The organism is Streptosporangium minutum (genome assembly GCF_002149035.1).
In the GTDB taxonomy this organism is placed as follows: Bacteria; Actinomycetota; Actinomycetes; order Streptosporangiales; family Streptosporangiaceae; genus Streptosporangium; species Streptosporangium minutum.
This window is the reverse complement of sequence record NZ_NGFP01000024.1, coordinates 19,193-35,039: the sequence shown is the minus strand read 5'-3', so window position 1 is coordinate 35,039 and position 15,847 is coordinate 19,193. Positions and strand designations below refer to the sequence as shown.

15 protein-coding genes are annotated in these 15,847 nt (G+C 71.8%); 5 read left to right on the top strand and 10 right to left on the bottom strand.

Annotated features, from left to right (window positions below; all coding sequences use genetic code 11):
• Positions 1-27: 27 nt before the first annotated feature.
• From ftsR to CA984_RS07950, 7 genes are all read right to left on the bottom strand, one after another.
• Positions 28-678, bottom strand: a complete 651-nt coding sequence (gene ftsR, locus CA984_RS07980) for a transcriptional regulator FtsR (RefSeq protein WP_037934828.1) — start codon at positions 676-678, stop codon at positions 28-30.
• 26 nt (positions 679-704) lie between these two features.
• The gene (locus tag CA984_RS07975) at positions 705-1,220 is read right to left on the bottom strand and encodes an FHA domain-containing protein (protein ID WP_086569827.1); all 516 of its coding nucleotides are present in this window, start codon (positions 1,218-1,220) and stop codon (positions 705-707) included.
• 309 nt (positions 1,221-1,529) lie between these two features.
• The gene (locus CA984_RS07970; protein WP_086569825.1) at positions 1,530-4,031 is read right to left on the bottom strand and encodes a mannose-1-phosphate guanyltransferase; all 2,502 of its coding nucleotides are present in this window, start codon (positions 4,029-4,031) and stop codon (positions 1,530-1,532) included.
• A 3-nt stretch (positions 4,032-4,034) separates the two neighbouring features.
• Positions 4,035-4,631 carry a cardiolipin synthase ClsA gene (gene clsA, locus CA984_RS07965; RefSeq protein ID WP_012890650.1) on the bottom strand — a complete coding sequence of 199 codons (597 nt, stop codon included), beginning with the start codon at positions 4,629-4,631 and terminating at the stop codon, positions 4,035-4,037.
• Between the two features lie 390 nt (positions 4,632-5,021).
• Positions 5,022-5,441 carry a hypothetical protein gene (locus CA984_RS07960; RefSeq protein ID WP_086569823.1) on the bottom strand — a complete coding sequence of 140 codons (420 nt, stop codon included), beginning with the start codon at positions 5,439-5,441 and terminating at the stop codon, positions 5,022-5,024.
• Positions 5,442-5,507: 66 nt separating this feature from the next.
• Positions 5,508-6,209: a response regulator gene (locus CA984_RS07955; protein ID WP_086569821.1), complete on the bottom strand. Its 702-nt coding sequence runs from the start codon at positions 6,207-6,209 to the stop codon at positions 5,508-5,510.
• A gap of 46 nt (positions 6,210-6,255) precedes the next feature.
• On the bottom strand, positions 6,256-7,920 hold the full coding sequence (locus tag CA984_RS07950; RefSeq protein ID WP_242675805.1) for a sensor histidine kinase: 1,665 nt from the start codon (positions 7,918-7,920) through the stop codon (positions 6,256-6,258).
• Positions 7,921-8,049: 129 nt separating this feature from the next.
• Between CA984_RS07950 and CA984_RS07945 the strand changes: the two genes are divergently transcribed.
• The 3 genes from CA984_RS07945 to CA984_RS07935 all read left to right on the top strand — a co-directional run bounded on the left by CA984_RS07945 (position 8,050) and on the right by CA984_RS07935 (position 10,448).
• Positions 8,050-8,658: a class I SAM-dependent methyltransferase gene (locus CA984_RS07945; protein WP_086569819.1), complete on the top strand. Its 609-nt coding sequence runs from the start codon at positions 8,050-8,052 to the stop codon at positions 8,656-8,658.
• A 118-nt stretch (positions 8,659-8,776) separates the two neighbouring features.
• A complete protein-coding gene (locus CA984_RS07940; protein WP_086569817.1) occupies positions 8,777-9,958 on the top strand; it encodes an acyl-CoA dehydrogenase family protein in 1,182 nt (393 codons plus the stop codon).
• Between the two features lie 67 nt (positions 9,959-10,025).
• On the top strand, positions 10,026-10,448 hold the full coding sequence (locus CA984_RS07935) for an SRPBCC family protein (RefSeq protein WP_086569815.1): 423 nt from the start codon (positions 10,026-10,028) through the stop codon (positions 10,446-10,448).
• 72 nt (positions 10,449-10,520) lie between these two features.
• On the opposite strand, the gene CA984_RS07930 is transcribed toward CA984_RS07935, so the two are convergent.
• Genes CA984_RS07930 through CA984_RS07920 form a run of 3 tightly spaced genes read right to left on the bottom strand, consistent with a single transcriptional unit; the run spans position 10,521 to position 12,933 of the window.
• Positions 10,521-11,303: an enoyl-CoA hydratase/isomerase family protein gene (locus CA984_RS07930; protein WP_086569813.1), complete on the bottom strand. Its 783-nt coding sequence runs from the start codon at positions 11,301-11,303 to the stop codon at positions 10,521-10,523.
• Entirely contained in the window at positions 11,300-12,214 is a 915-nt protein-coding gene (locus CA984_RS07925) for an alpha/beta hydrolase (RefSeq protein WP_086569811.1), read from the bottom strand. Before CA984_RS07925 ends, CA984_RS07930 begins: the two co-directional genes overlap by 4 nt.
• A 29-nt stretch (positions 12,215-12,243) precedes the next feature.
• Positions 12,244-12,933, bottom strand: coding sequence for a gamma-glutamyl-gamma-aminobutyrate hydrolase family protein (locus tag CA984_RS07920; protein ID WP_086569809.1), 690 nt, complete (start codon positions 12,931-12,933; stop codon positions 12,244-12,246).
• Between the two features lie 493 nt (positions 12,934-13,426).
• On the opposite strand from CA984_RS07920, the gene CA984_RS07915 reads away from it, so the two are divergent.
• Together CA984_RS07915 and CA984_RS07910 are read left to right on the top strand one after the other, a co-directional pair.
• A complete protein-coding gene (locus CA984_RS07915) occupies positions 13,427-14,542 on the top strand; it encodes a globin domain-containing protein (protein WP_086569807.1) in 1,116 nt (371 codons plus the stop codon).
• 187 nt (positions 14,543-14,729) lie between these two features.
• Entirely contained in the window at positions 14,730-15,809 is a 1,080-nt protein-coding gene (locus CA984_RS07910; protein WP_086569805.1) for a WD40/YVTN/BNR-like repeat-containing protein, read from the top strand.
• Positions 15,810-15,847 lie beyond the last annotated feature (38 nt).

The following is a 15,847-nucleotide window of genomic DNA, read 5'->3' as shown; positions in this document are numbered from 1 at the left end:
TGGGGGTACGAGTGCCTGGTCAGGTTGTCACCGGCCCAGCACCCCACGCACGCCGGAACGCAGCAGCGAGGCGTGCAATTCCAGCAGGAGGCCGGAAATCTCCCTGGCCGTCTCGTCGGCCCGGTCGATGGCGCCGGGTCCGCGACGGCGCAGCAGCGGGGCGATGGCCTGCTCCACGAGGCCGGCCTCACGCTCGGCGGCGGCCTTGACCGCACGCAAGTGGCGGGCGTGCAGCCCGAAGGCGGCGAGGGCTCCGACACTGCGGGCCACGGCCAGGGCCTCGGCGTCGTAGTAGCGGGCCACCGCGGCCAGCAGGCCGTAGTCCTCCAGCTCGGCGAGGGTCTCCTCGTTGAGCTCGGCGGCGGCGAGCAGCTCCTCACGGGTGAGGCGGATCTCGGGGGGCGCGTCGTCGGGGACGGCGCGCGGGCGCGCGGCCGGCCGCTCCTCGCGGTCGGCCGCCTCAAGCTGGTCCTTGATCACGCGCAGCGGCAGGTAGCGGTCACGCTGCTCGCTGAGGATGTAGCGGAGCCGCTCGACGTCGGCGTAGGTGAATTTTCGGTAGCCGGAGGGACTGCGCTCCGGCTCGATCAACCCCTCGCCCTCCAGGAAACGAATCTTGGAGATGCTGACATCGGGGAACTCGCCCTGCAGGAGAGCGAGCACCTCCCCGATGCTCATGTGCGCACGAGCGGCCTGCGAGCTCATCATCCTCCAGCGGCGCCACGGGTGAGGAAGACCAGCCGGAACTTACCGATCTGGACCTCGTCCCCGCCGTACAGCGGGACCTCCTCGATCCGCTCGCGGTTGACGTAGGTGCCGTTCAGGCTGCCGACGTCACGGACGGTGAAGACCCCGCCGCCGCGGCGGTAGAACTCCACATGGCGGCGCGACACGGTGATGTCGTCGAGGAAGATGTCGCTCTCGGGGTGGCGGCCCACGGTGGTGAGATCGCTGTCCAGCAGGAAGCGGCTACCGGCGTTGGGACCGCGCATGGCGACCAGCAGAGCGGTGCCCGGGGGCAGCTGCTCGACGGCGTGCCGCTCGGCGAGAAGCGTCTCTCCGGTCTCCGCCTCATAGGCCTCGATCCCGGAGAGGGAGATGGTCGAGGTGCTGTCTCCGGGGGTGTCGGCGACCCTGGTCAGCGGCGACCCGCATCGTGAACAGAAACGGGCATCCTCAGGGTTGGCATGACCGCACTGCGTGCAGTAGACGCTCGGCATCGATCGGCTCGGCCTCCTACCGCGAAGACGCGGCAACGGTACTCAGGGATGCGCGCCTCGCTTCTCCGCTTCTCAAGTATTTTCTCAGACTGCGAATGTCGCAACATACACCGTCGAGAAGCAGAGATCAAGGCAGACGCTCGACCGCGGGTTCGGTCGGTGACAAAGTTACAGCCGGGTGGCCTCCCCGGTCCATGCCGCCGCGCGGGGTTTGTCGCACCCGGTCGCGTGGACCGGCCCGCGTCCGCGGCGCCGGCCGCACTTTCCCGCCGTCCGGAGCGCCGGACCCCGCCCCGGCGAGCGGCTCCCTCACGTGGCCGCCGCCTCCTCCACCACCCGCGCCCAGTGCTCCAGCAGGCTCTGCGCCGAGTCGACGTCGGTCCCCTCGGCCCACAGGTGGGTGACGGCCTCGGCCGGATCGGGCAGCACCAGCGCCCAGCCGCCGTCCTCGGTCACCACCCGCACCCCGTCGGTGGTGTCGATGCGGTGGTGCTCGGCGGCCTCGATCACCGAGCGCATCACCACCCCCTTGGCCGCCCATGGAGTCGGGACGGTACGGCGCAGCAGCTTGGCCTCGGGGATCCTGGCGTCGATCTGGCTGAGCGACAACCGGGTCCTGGCGACCAGGCCGAGCAGGCGCAGGAACACCGCCAGGCCGTCCACCGTGGGGCCGAACTCGGGCACGACGAAGCCGCCCCTCCCGTCCGCCGCGAAGATCATGTCGTGGCCCCGGGCGGAGGCGGTGAGCGCGTCGACGGCGGTGGAGGTCCACTCGACCTGCACCCCGTGGAAGCGGGAGACCTGCTCGGCCACCCGGGTGGTGGTGACCGGCAGCGCCACGCGGCCGCCGCGCCGCTCGGCGGCGACCAGGTCCAGCACCACCAGCAGGGCGCGCTCCTCGCTGATCAGCTGGCCCATCTCGTCGACGAGCGCGACCCGCTCCCCCACGGGGTCGAACCGCACCCCGAAGGCCGCCCTGGAGGAGCTGACGAGCTCCGACAGACGCTGCAGGTCGCGCCGGCGCTCGGCGAGGGTCTCGGTGGGCGAGGCGTCGTCCAGCCGGTTGTTGACGGTGAGCACGTCCACCCCGACCCTGCCGAGGAGGCTGGGGAGCACCAGCGAGGAGGTGCCGCCCGCGCAGTCCACCACGACCTTCATGTCGGCGTCGCGGACCCCGGTCATGTCGACGCAGCGCAACAGCTCGTGGGTGTAGTCCTCGACGGCCCGGGCGGGGAAGCTGAGCTCGGCGATCTCGCCGGGGAAGGCCCGGCGGAACTCCTGCCGGGAGAAGACCCGGTCCAGCTTGCGCTGGGCCGCCTGGGACAGGTCAGCGCCGCGCTCGTCCATGAAGACGATGTCCACGCTCTGCGGGTCCCCCAGGGTGGTGCGCAGCGCGATGCCGCCGACGGCGTTCTCCCTGGCGGTGTGGAAGCGGGTGACCGGCAGCGGGGCCGCCTCCAGGTCGAGCACGTTGATCGCGCTGGCGTTCAGGGCGCTGATCACGGCCCGCTTCAGCGCCCGCGCGGCGCGCGAGGAGTCGCGGGAGGTGATGACCGAGGCGCCCTTCTTCAGCGTGGTGGCGTAGGCGCTGGCCAGCCGTACGCACAGCTCAGGGGTGATCTCCACGTTGACCAGCCCGGACACGCCGCGCGGGCCGAACAGGTTGCGCTGGCCGCGCGGCTCCCAGATGACGCTGGTGTTGACCACCGCCCCGGCCTCGACGGTCTTGAACGGGTAGACCTTGACCCCGGAGGAGACGTAGGCCTCGGCCTCGATGATGCACTCGTCGCCGACGACGGCGCTCTCCTCGATCCTGACGCCGGTCATCAGGTCGGTGTTCTTGCCGACGACGCAGCCGCGCAGGTGGGCGCGCGGCCCGACGTAGACGTTGTCGTGGACGACGGCGCGGTGCAGGAAGGCGCCCTCGCGGACCACCACGTTGCTGCCCAGGACGGTGTATTCACGCAGCTCGGCCCCCGCTTCGACCTTGGCGTAGTCGCCGATGTAGAGCGGCCCCTTGAGCACGGCGTCCGGGTCCACCGAGGCGCCCTCGGCCACCCACACGCCGGGCGAGACCTCGAAGGCGTCGCTGTCCACCCTGACCCGGCCGGACAGCACGTCGGCCTGGGCTCTGAGGTAGCTCTCGTGGGTGCCGACGTCCTCCCAGTAGCCGTCGGCGACGTAGCCGTACAGGGGGGCGCCGCGCGCCAGCAGGCGGGGGAAGACGTCGGCCGACCAGTCGACCGGCACGCCGGCGGCGATCTCGTCGAGGACCTCCGGCTCCATCACGTAGATGCCGGTGTTGACGGTGTCGGAGAAGACCTGGCCCCAGGTGGGTTTCTCCAGGAAGCGCTCCACCCGGCCGTGGTCGTCGACGATGACGATGCCGAACTCCAGCGGGTTGGGCACCCGCTTGAGCCCGATGGTGACCAGCGCGCCGTTCTCGCGGTGGAACCGGATCATGTCGGTCAGGTCGATGTCGGTGAGAGCGTCGCCGGAGATGACCAGGAAACGGTCGTCGCGGAGCCTGTCGGCGGCGTTCTTGACGCTGCCGGCGGTGCCGAGCGGGGTGTCCTCCGTGGCGTAGTACAGGCTCATGCCGAGCTCGTCGCCGTCGCCGAAGTAGTTGCGGACCAGGGCCGCCAGGAACTGCACGGTCACCACGGTCTCGGTGAGCCCGTGCCGTCTCAGCAGGCGCAGCACATGCTCCATGATCGGCCGGTTGATCACGGGCAACAGGGGTTTGGGCTGGTTCGCGGTCATCGGCCGGAGCCGTGTCCCCTCCCCGCCCGCCATCACGACGGCCTTCACACATCACCTCTTAAGGCGTTTGGCTCCTTTGGCGAGCTGCCGCACCTGTACCCAATACAGCACCCCGGACCACCAGTACAGACCTGTGCCCCAGATCGCGAGCGACCAGCCGACGATTCCGGCCACATCCGCGTACCAGGCGTCATGGTGGGCGAGGAAGAGCAGCGGGAAGGAGTAGAGCAGGTTGGCGGTGGCGGCCTTGCCGAGGAAGTGCACCGGCAGCGCCGGGCCGTACCCCAGGCGGCGCAGGATGGGCGGGATGCCCAGCAGCATGACGTCGCGCAGCGGGATCGCCAGCGCCAGCCACCAGGGGATGATGTCCCGCATGGCCAGGCCGAACAGGGTGGCCAGGATGTACAGCCGGTCGGCCAGCGGGTCGAGCAGGCGGCCGAGCCTGCTGGTCTGGTTCCACGCCCGGGCGATCTTGCCGTCGAGCCAGTCGGAGAAGCCGGCCAGCATCAGCAACGCGACGGCCCAGCCGTCGGCCTTGGGCCCCAGCACCAGCCAGAGGAAGACCGGCACGCCGAGGAGCCTGGCCAGGCTCAACGCGTTGGGAACCGTCCAGATCCGATCCTCGGCTCCCGATGCTTCCGGATTCACCCGTATGTCTCCCCTCCCGCACTTGATGCCGACCCTACCGGTGCGGGGGGCGCACGGACCGTCTCGCCTGTTCCGGATCCGTCCTCCGGACCGGCGCGGGCGGCCCCGACCAGGGACGGGACTCCCCCGGACGCTCACGGGACCCGGGACCCGGGAGCGGAGAGCAGGAGCGGGGAGCGGGAGCGGGGATCCGGGTCCCAGGAACGGGAACGGGAACGGGGGCGGGGACCTGGGTCCCGGGAGCGGGGAGTGCGTCGGCCCGGGACGGCCCAGCCGGAGCCCAGCCCGTCCCAGGGCGCCGGACGGACACGACCGGGCGGGGAAACACTCCGAGGCGCCACCGAGGCCCCTGCGGGCCGCGGTGGCGCCTCGGCGACGCCTCGGTGAGGCTCAGGGGCGGCGTACGGCGGCGCGAGGCGACCAGGCCCAGATCAGCACGGCCACGGTCAGGCCGAACAGGGTCAGCCCGCTGGGCACGTGGGTGCCGAGCATCTCCCAGCTGAAGTGCTGGCCCATGCCGATCAGGAGCAGGCCCAGGCTGGCCAGCGCGGGCCACCCCGCTCCCCGGCCCGGCCGCCAGACCAGCACGGCCGCCACGATCTGCAGCAGCGCGATCAGGTGCACCACCATCCCGACCATGACGTGGGTCTCCGCCAGATCCTCCCCGCCCTGCACGGCCTGGCCGGCGAACGAGGCGGCGACGACCAGGGCGACCGCCTGGGCGGTGACCAGGATGCGCAGGCCGTAGAGCAGACCTGCGGAAACGGGGCGGCCCTGTGCTGTGGACGGCGGGGTGACGACCTCCTGCATGAGATGTGTCCTTCCTCCGGTGAGTGGTTCGGAGCACATCGTCGCCGCGGCGGGCACCCCGGGTCGTCAGCCTGAGGGGTGACTCCTCGGTACGCCTCGTGGTGGATTCGCGACCGGGCGGAACTCCGCGTCGACCAGGCCGATCCGGTGCGCGACCACCGCGGCCTGGGTGCGGTTGCGCAGGCCCAGCTTGTCCATGGCGGTCGAGACGTGGGTCTTGACGGTGGTGACGCCCACATGGAGGGCGTCGGCGATCTCCGCGTTGGACAGCCCCACCCCGACCAGCGCCAGAACCTCCAGCTCGCGGTCGGTGAGCCCGGCCGGGACCTGCACGGCGGCCTGCTCCTCGGCGGCGAGCGCGCGCTCGACCACGCGGCGCAGCACCGAGGGGGCCAGCAGCGGCTCCCCGGCGGCGGCCCTGCGCACGGCGTCGACCATCCTCTCCGGCTCGTCGTCCTTGACCAGGAAGCCGATCGCCCCGGCGCGCAGCGCGGCGTAGACGTTCTCGTCCTCGGCGAAGGTGGTGAGGATCACGATCCGCGCGCCGGGCCAGGACCCCAGGATCCGCCGGGTCGCCTCCAGCCCGTCCATCCTGGGCATGCGCAGATCCATCAGCAGCACGTCGGGGCGGAGCAGCTCGGCCTGCTGGACGGCCTGCGCCCCGTCGACGGCCTCGCCGCAGACCTCCATCTCCCCGGCGGCCTGCAGCAGCATCCGCACGCCCGCGCGCACGAGCGCCTGGTCGTCGGCGATGACGACCCTGATCACGGGGCCTCCCCGGACGGCTCGGAGATCCCGGCGACACCGCACTCGCTCACGAAGTCTCGCTTTCCTCACGCCACCAGGGCAGTCTCCTGCGCGAAGGGGTCTCCGCGCACACACGGTCGGCGCGCTCCAGGGGGAGCGTCGCCGCCAGCCGCCAGCCGCCGGCCCCGTCGGGGCCGGCGGAGAGGTCTCCGCCCAGGGCCCTGGCCCGTTCCCGCATGCCCGCGATGCCCTGCCCGGAGGAGGGCAGCGCGTCGCGGGGGCCGGGCGGCGCGCCGCTGAGCACGTTCACCCCGAGCGAGTCGCCGGCCACCCCGAGCTCGACGACCGCCGAGGTGCCGGGACCGGCGTGCTTGAGGACGTTGGTCAGGCCCTCCTGGACGATCCGGGCGGCCGAGGCCCGGGCCACCAGGGGCGCGAGCTCGGCCTCCGGGCCGAGGTGGAGCTCGACCTTCAGCCCGGCCGCGTTCATCCGCTCCACCGCGTCGCGCACCACCTCCTCGGGGGCGGCCACGGGCAGGTGGGCGAGATCCGGGTCGCGCAGCACGTTGAGCAGGCCGCGCAGGTCCTCCAGCACCTGGTGGCCGGTGGACCGGATGTCGGACAGCGCCTCGGCCACCGGACCGGAGGGCGCCGCGTACTGGGCGGCGCCCGCCCGCAGCACCATGGCGGCGACGTGGTGGGCCACGATGTCGTGGACGTCGCGGGCGATGCGTTCGCGCTCGGCCAGCAGGTCGGCCCGGGCGCGCTCGGCGATGAGCTGCCTGGCCTCCTCCGCCACGGCCAGCTCCAGATCCGCCGCGGCCCGGCGGACGCCGACGTAGCGGCCGATGACGATGGGGGCCGCCACCATCGCCAGCAGCGCGGCCACCCGGGGCGGGGTGACGTGTGACAGCTCGCCTTCGACGACGTTCAGCGCGGTCACGCCGCTGGCGATCAGGTAGGCGACGGCCGTCCAGGACCACGGGGCGCGCATCGCGAACACGCCCAGCGTGACCAGGAACAGCCCCTGCATCGAGTTGGCGGCGAACCCCGCGTTCTGGTCGGCCAGGAGCACCAGCAGCGCCTGCAGCGCGAACGCCGTGGCGGGCAGGCTGCGCGCCAGGCCGGCGGTGAGGCCGCAGCCGATGGCGAACCAGCCGGCCGCCCAGACCGGCAGCTGCCCGCCGTCCCACTCCGTCCAGGTGTCGAGCACCATGAAGGCCACCCCGCCGCCCGCGAGCAGCAGGTCGAGGCCTGGGCGCCGCTCCACCCCGGACACCGGCTCGATGGGACTGCGCAGGTAGCGGCCGATGACGACCGGGACGGCGCTCATCCCGAGCGGCAGGTACCAGGTGCTGGAGGTGAAGGCGATCCCGGGGTCGGCGAGGTTGATCGCCGTGGCGGCGGCGGTCAGGACGGCCGCCGGTGCGATCCACCGCCAGGTGCCGCGGTAGGCGAGCATCGCCACCGCGACGGGGAGCAGGGTCTGCACCGTGTTGGAGGTGTGGGCGCCGAGCCGGTCGCACACGACCAGGAAGACCGCCTGGTAGAGGCAGACCGCGAACGGGCGGCGCCGGACGAATCCCAGGGGGACTCCGGCGAGCAGCGAGAAGATCCCCACGATCCACCAGGGCGCCGTGCCGCTCTGGCCGGACTTGCCCGAGAGCAGCAGGTCGAGAACGACTCCCGCGGCGGCCAGGCAGACGTCCAGGACCGGACCACGGGATCGCATACGGAAAAGGTATCCGGGCCCGCCCCCGGCTCTCTCATCCTCCAGGAGGGCGCCTCCTCCTCCAAGTGGCCGGAAGATCGGCCGAATGGCGGGGGCGCGCGCCTCCGGGAAGCCTCTACCCTTCACAACATGACCAATGACACCACGCTGTTCCTGGGTCAGTGGATGCGTTCGCCGGGGACGGTCGGGGCGGTGGCGCCGAGCTCGCGACGGCTCGCCGAGACGGTGACGACACCGGTCCCCCGCCGGGGCGACCCGGTGATCGTCGAGCTGGGGCCCGGCACCGGCGCGTTCACGGCGGAGATCCAGCGGCGGCTGGGCGGCCGGGGGCACCACATGGCTGTCGAGATCAACCCGAGGCTGGCCGACTTCCTCGCCGCCCGGCACCCGAAGGTGGACGTCGTGGTCGACGACGCGGCGCGGCTGCCCCAGCTGCTGGAGGAGCGCGGTTTCCACAAGGCCGACGCGATCGTGAGCGGGCTCCCCTGGGCGGCGTTCTCGGAGGAGACGCAGACCCGCCTGATGGACGCCGTCACCGCGATCATGGATCCGAACACGGCCTTCACCACCTTCGCCTACAGCTTCGCCAAGCGCCTGCCCCCCGCGCAGCGCTTCCGGCAGCGCCTGCTCGACACCTTCGAGGAGGTCGTCGTGGGCCGCACGGTGTGGGGCAACATCCCCCCGGCCTTCGTCTATCACGCGCGCAGGCCGCGGGAGTGCGTGGCCGGCCCGGCCTGAGCCGGGACGCGTCCCGTCGGCCGGCCGGATCCGGGCCGGACGGCACCGCCTCGGGGCTGGAGCCTGAACAGAACTCCGTTCTACTATTGCGCACGCAACGAGAACGGAGCTGATCACGGTGGACTTCACTCTTCCCGAGAGCGCCCTCGCCGTCCAGCGCGGTGTCGCCGACATCTGCTCGCGCTACGACCTGGACTACTGGCAGCGCTGCGAGAGCGAGAAGCGCTGGCCCGAGGAGGTCTGGGCGGAGCTGGCCAAGGGCGGCTGGCTCGGCCTGGCCGTACCGGAGGAGTACGGCGGAGGCGGCCAGGGACTGCTCGAACTGGCCGTGGCCACCGAGACGCTGTCGGCGTCCGGATCCGCCGGGGGGTCGGCGTTCACCTACGTCCTCACCCCGGGCTTCGGCGCCATGACCCTGGCCAGGCACGGCAGCCGGTGGCAGCGCGACGAGCTGCTGCCCGGACTCGCCACCGGTGAGCTGGAGACCTGCTTCGCCCTGACCGAGCCCGACGCCGGGTCCAACGCCCTGGGCATCACCACCTTCGCCCGCCGCGACGGCGACGAGTTCGTCGTCAACGGCCAGAAGATCTGGATCACCGGTGTGCAGCGCGCCACCTGGATGCTGCTGGTCACCCGGACCGTCCCGGCCGCCGAGGCCAGGCCGCGCACCGACGGCATGACGGTCTTCCTGGTCAACGTGCCCGAGGCGGTCGCCGCCGGGCGGCTCTCCTTCCAGCCGATCCCGAAGATGGGCGCCAACACCACCCCGTCCAACATGGTCTTCATCGACGATCTGCGGGTGCCCTCGGCCAACGTCGTGGGCGAGGTGGACCGGGGCGCGCTGGTGCTGTGGGACATCCTCAACCCCGAGCGCGTCCTGCTGGCGGCCTCCGCCCTGGGCGGCGCCGAGGTCGCGCTGAGAGTGGCCGTGCAGTACGCCAAGGAGCGCGAGGTCTTCGGCCGCCCGATCGGCGCCAACCAGGCCATCGCCTTCCCCCTGGCCCAGGTCAAGGCGAAGATCGAGCTGGCCAGGCTGATGCTCTACAAGGCCGCCTGGCTGTTCGACCGGCAGCGGCCCTGCGGCACCGAGGCCAACATCGCCAAGCTGACCGCCTCCCAGGCTGCGTGGGAGGCGGCCGACCACGCCTTCCAGACCCACGGCGGCATGGCCTACTCGCTGGAGTATCCGGTCGCCCGCCTGCTGGCCGACGCCCGCATCGGCAAGGTCGCCCCGGTCACCGAGGAACTTCTGCTCAACTACCTCGCCACCCAGGTGCTGGGACTGCCCAGAAGCTTCTGAGCCGATTGCGGAGCGGCCCGTACGGGCAGATCATGAGCAGGTCGGGACGAACACGAGGGAGCGGCCGATGTCCGCCTACGCCAGCACCGTGCTCAACGCCTCAGCCGAGGAGGTGTGGGGTTACCTCAGGGACTTCGGCAACCTGGCCGAATGGCTGCCCGGGATCACCCTCTGCGAGATCGAGGAGGGCGACGGCCTCCGGCCGGGGGCCGTGCGCAGGATCGAGGGCCCGGGCGGGACCTTCCGGGAACGGCTGCTCACCCTCGACGACGGCTCCCGCTCGGCCGCCTACGAGATCCTCGAGAGCCCGTTGCCGATGCGGGACTACCGGGCCCTCTACCGGGTCTCCCCCGTCACCGACAGCGGCCGGGCCTTCGTCGAGTGGTCGGCCGCCTTCGAGGCCGACGACGAGGCGAAGATCACCAAGATCGTCACCCGGGGCATCTTCGAACCGGGGCTGGCCGCCCTGCACAGGCGTTTCCCGGCCTGAACCGGTCGCGGGGCGCGCGGTCCCGGGTTCCGCCCGCGCGCCCACCGTCCGCCCCTCCGGCCGGACGCCCGGTCAGCCGAACCTGGGCGGCCGCTTCTCGCGGACGGCCCGCACGCCCTCGGCCACGTCCGGACCGGTGAACCCGAGGAACTCCATGGCCAGGGAGGCGTCGAAGGAGGGGCCGGCGAGACGGAGCCAGTTGTTGAGGGAGTACTTCGTCAGGCGGATCGCCTCGGCGGAGCCGCCGGCCAGCCGGGAGGCGATCTCCAGGGCCCTTTCGTGCACCTGGTCGTCGTCGACGCAGAGGCTGACCAGGCCCATCGCCTCCGCCTGCTCGCCGGTGACCGGCTCGCACAGCAGCAGGTGGTATTTGGCCTTGGCCAGCCCGCACAGCAGCGGCCAGACGATGGCGGCGTGGTCGCCGGCCGCGACGCCCAGCCGGGTGTGGCCGTCGATGATGCGGGCCGTACGGCCGGCGACGGAGATGTCGGCCAGCAGTGCGACCGCGAGCCCCGCGCCCACCGCGGGCCCCTGGATGGCCGAGACGACCGGCTTGGCGCAGTTGAGCACGTTGTAGACGATGTCGCGCGCCTCGGCGAAGACGCGCAGGCGCGTGGCGTGGTCGCGCGTCATCTCCTCGATCATCGACAGGTCGCCGCCGGCGGAGAACGCCTCGCCCTCGCCTCGGATGACGACCGCGCGCACGTCGTCGTCGCGGTCGACGTCCCGCCAGACCTCGGCGAGCTCGCGATGGCCGGTCATGTCCACGGCGTTGAGCCTGCGCGGCTCGCTGAGCACGATCCTGAGCACTCCGTCGGCGGCCCAGTCGATCTTCAGCTTCTCGTAGTCCCTCACCGGAAGGCCTCCCCGAGCCGCAGGGCGGCGTACTCGCGCGCCTCGACCGCCTGGTCGAAGAAACCGGGCAGGCCGAAGAAGCCATGGATGGCCCCTCCGTAGCGCCTGAGCTCGACCGGCACCCCCGCCGCCGCCAGCTGGGCGGCGTAGGCCTCGCCCTCGTCGCAGAGCGGGTCGTACTCAGCGGTGATCACCGTCGCCGGGGCCAGGCCCGTCTTGTCGGCGAGCCGGAGCGGGGCCAGCCTGGGGTCGGCCGGGTCCCCGCCGTACTGCTCGATGAACCAGGCCATCTCGCCGGCGCCGAGCCCGAAGCCGGCGGCGTGGCGGCGGTAGCTCGGGGTGTCCATGGCGACGTCGGTCACCGGGTAGATCAGCAGCTGGTGGGCCGGCCGGAGGCCGGCGTCCCGAGCCTGCCAGGCCGCCACTGCGGCCAGGTTGCCGCCGGCGCTGTCGCCGCAGACGGCGATCCGCCCCGGGTCGGCCCCGTAGGCCCCGGCGCGGGCGAAGACGTCCTTGACCACGGTCCACGCGTCGTCGGCCGCGGCCGGGAAGGGATGGTCGGGGGCCAGCCGGTAGTCCACCGAAACCACGACCGCCCCGTTGCGCACGGCCAGGTCGCGGCCGAGCGCGTCGTTGCGGGCCACGCTGCCGAACACCCAGCCGCCGCCGTGGAAGTAGACGATCGCGGGGAGCGGGCGGTCGCCCTCCTCCGGCCGGTAGACGCGGATCGGCACCCCTTCCACGACCTCGTCCCTGACGACCGGCAGCGGCACGATCGGCCCCCGCTGCTCGGCGAAGCCGTCCAAGGTCCGCATCTGGGCGATCGCCTCGGGGGTGAGCGAGGAGACGGGTGTCTCGAGATCCGTCGGGAACAGCTTCAGGTAGGCCTCGGCCTGGGGGTGCAACGGCATGACCGCACATTACCCGCCGGCGGTCCGGATCAGCCGGTGGCGGCCTCGACCAGCGCCTCGACGAGCCGGTTGTCCTCCCCGCGCTCGGGGTGCCACTGGACGCCGACGGCGAAGCGGTGCCCCTGGAGCTCGACCCCCTCGACGATCTGGTCGTCGGCCCACGCCACGGCCTGCAGGCCCGCGCCGAGCCGCTTGACCGCCTGGTGGTGGGGGGCGGTCACCTCGGCGCGGTCGCCCACCGCCTTGCCCAGCTTGCTCGACACGCTGATCTGGATGAGGTGCGCACGGCCGGCGGCGACGTGGCGGTCGTGGTCGACCGCCTCGGGAAGCCAGGGGATCAGGCTGCCCCCCTGCGCGACGTTCAGGACGTGCATGCCGCGGGCGACCGCGAGCAGCGGCAGGTCGGCCTGGACGGCGGCGCGGGCCAGTGCCAGCTCGAAGCGGTCGCGGTGGGGCTGGAGGTCCTCGGCCCGGTCCTCGCGGGCCGCGCCGTACAGGGACGGGTCGAGCTCGCCGCCGCCGGCGAGGATCACTCCGGACAGCTCGCGCACGTAGCCGTCGACGCCGCCCAGGTTCAGCGGCGGCAGCAGCACCGGCAGGCCGCCCGCCTTCTCAACCGCGCGGGCGTAGGCGGGGGGCGACAGGACGGCCTCACGGACCCAGGTGCCCCAGCGGGCGGCCTCGAGGTAGGCGGTGATACCGATCAAGGGTCGGGACATACGTACTCCAGGGGGGCCATGCGGAAGGCGGTGTCCCCTATTTCGGGCGGCACCCATCCCATCTCCGGCAGGACCCCTATCATGACGCACTCCATTTCGGTTATGTCACGCATCCGAGGTATCGGTGTCGTCTCGCCGGGAGCCGCCCCCGTCCTCGCCCAGGAAAGGCCGGGGCCCCTGGAGTCCAAGGTGGGAGCCCTGACACAGGTCCATAGATCGGGTAAATCGACAACTTCGGTTGAATGTGATTCTTATTCGCTTATCCCGCCAAAAACAAGTGGCGTGGTCACGGAAAATAACTTTCCCATTACGGATAGTTTGAATTCGCACTATATTACGGGGAAACGGTTGTGACGTCCACATGGTGATGGAAGACTCAAATTCGAGCGACCAGGTGTGCCGGGGCCGCCGGACGCTCATCACCCGGAACCGTCAGGGAGGTGGATCTGCATGATCGGACTTTGGTCCGATCAATTAGGGTGGGTTCGGTCACATGTCTTTGAATCCGCGTCTCGTCAAGGAAAGCTTCGCCGTCGTCGAGCCCGTCGCGGACAAGGCCGCGGCATACTTCTACGGCCGCCTGTTCGCCCAGAGCCCGCACCTGCGGGGACTGTTCCCGCCGGCCATGGACGTCCAGCGCGACCGCCTGTTCACCGCTCTGACCAGGATCGTCTGGAGCCTCGACAGCCCGGACAGCCTGTCGTCCTTCCTCGGCCAGCTCGGACGCGACCACCGCAAGTACGGGGTGATCGCCGAGCACTACACCGCGGTCGGCAACGCGCTGCTGGCCACGGTCAGGCGCTTCGCCGCCGAGCTGTGGACCGCCGAGATCGAGGCGGCGTGGGTGGCCGCGTACACCGTCGCCGCCAAACTCATGATCGAGTCAGCCGAGTCCGACTCGGGGGTCTCGCCCGCCTGGTGGCCGGCCGAGGTGATCGACCACGAGCTCCGCACGCCGGACATCGCGGTGATCACGTTACGTCCCGGCCAGCGCCTGCCGTACCTGCCGGGCCAGTACGTCAACGTGCAGACCCCGCGCTGGCCGCGCGTCTGGCGGACGTTCTCCATCGCCAACGCGCCGCGGGCGGACAACACCGTCCGCCTGCACGTCCGGGCGGTCCCCGGCGGCTGGGTCTCCTCCGCCCTGGTCGAGCACACCAGGATCGGTGACACCCTGACGCTCGGCCCGGCGGTCGGCACGATGACCCCCACCGACTCCGGCCGCGACATCCTGTGCGTCGCGGGAGGCACCGGGCTCGCCCCGCTCAAGGCCATCGTGGAGCACGTGATCGCCTCGGGGCGGCGGCCCAACATCCACCTGCTGTGCGGCGCGCGCCATTCGCGGGAGCTCTACGACCTGCCCGACCTGGCCCGGATGGCGTCCGCCTTCCCCTGGCTGAGAGTCGTGCCCGTGGTCTCCGACCAGCCCGGCTACGACGGCCTGCGGGGACGGGTGCCGGAGGTGATGGAGCGCTTCCACTCCTGGGCCGACCACGACGTCTACGCCTGCGGCCCGGTCGCCATGGTCAACGAGGTCGTCCGCAGGCTCCAGCGGAGCGGGGTGCCCCTGGCCGACATCCACAGGGACCTCATCCACGGCGAGCCCTGACCGGCGGCGCGTGAAGGCCCCTTCACACACCGGGCAGTGGCGCGTATCATGGCGCGGCACGACCAGAGTCGTACGGGTGTTCGAGAAAACTCGCGTGGCGTTGTGCCGCGTTTCCTCTCCGTCCTGAAGGGCGGGATCTCCACACTGGAGGTAGCCGATGAGACCTGATCTGGAAAGGCGGCCCGCCATGCCCGACACGATCCTCGCCGTGGGCACCCGCAAAGGCCTGTTCCTCGCCCGCTCCACCGGGGACGGCCCCTTCGAAGTGGAGCCGGTCCGCTTCTCCACCATCGGCGTGCACTCGGTCGCCATCGACACCCGCGGCCCGGTGCCCCGGATCCTCGCCGGAATCGAGTACGGCCATTTCGGCCCCTCCGTGATGTGGTCGGACGACCTCGGCGAAACCTGGCAGGAGGCCGGTCAGGCCCCGATCGCCTTCCCGCCGGACACCGGGGCGGCGCTCACCCGCGTCTGGCAGCTCCAGCCCTCCCCCTCGGAACCGGGGGTGGTCTGGGCCGGGGTCGAGCCGGGGGCGCTGTTCCGCTCCGAAGACGGCGGCGTCACCTTCTCCCTGGTGGAAGGTCTGTGGAACCATCCGCACCGGGCCCAGTGGCAGCCCGGCTTCGGCGGGCTCTGCCTGCACACCGTGCTGCCGCACCCGAGCGATCCGAAGACCCTGGCGGTCGCGGTCTCCTCCGGCGGCTTCTACCGCAGCGACGACGGCGGAGCCTCCTGGGAGGCCGCCAACAAGGGGATCCGCGCCCCGTTCCTCCCCGAGGGATCGCAGTACCCCGAGTTCGGGCAGTGCGTGCACAAGGTCGACACGCATCCGTCCCGGCCGGAGCGGCTCTTCCTCCAGCACCACTTCGGCGTCTACCGCAGCGACGACTTCGGCGGCTCCTGGACCTCCGTCGGCGATCCGCTCCCCTCCGACTTCGGCTTCCCGCTGGCCGTGCACCCCGACCGGCCCGACACGCTGTACGTCTTCCCGCTCCAGGCCGACCTCGACCGCACGCCCGTCGACCACCGCTGCCGGGTCTTCCGCAGCGACGACGCGGGCGCGTCCTGGCAGCCCCTGAGCAAGGGACTGCCCGAGGGCCCGGTCCACGCCGCCGTGCTGCGCGACGCCCTGTGCGCGTCGAGGGCGGGGATCTTCTTCGGCACCCGCGACGGCGAGGTGTACGGCTCCCGCGACGACGGGGAGAGCTGGTTCTCCGTCGCCGAGCACCTGCCGGACGTCCTGACCGTGCGTGCGGCGGTGCTCTGAGCCGGCGGAACCCCTCCCGGACGGAGGGATTCCGCGTG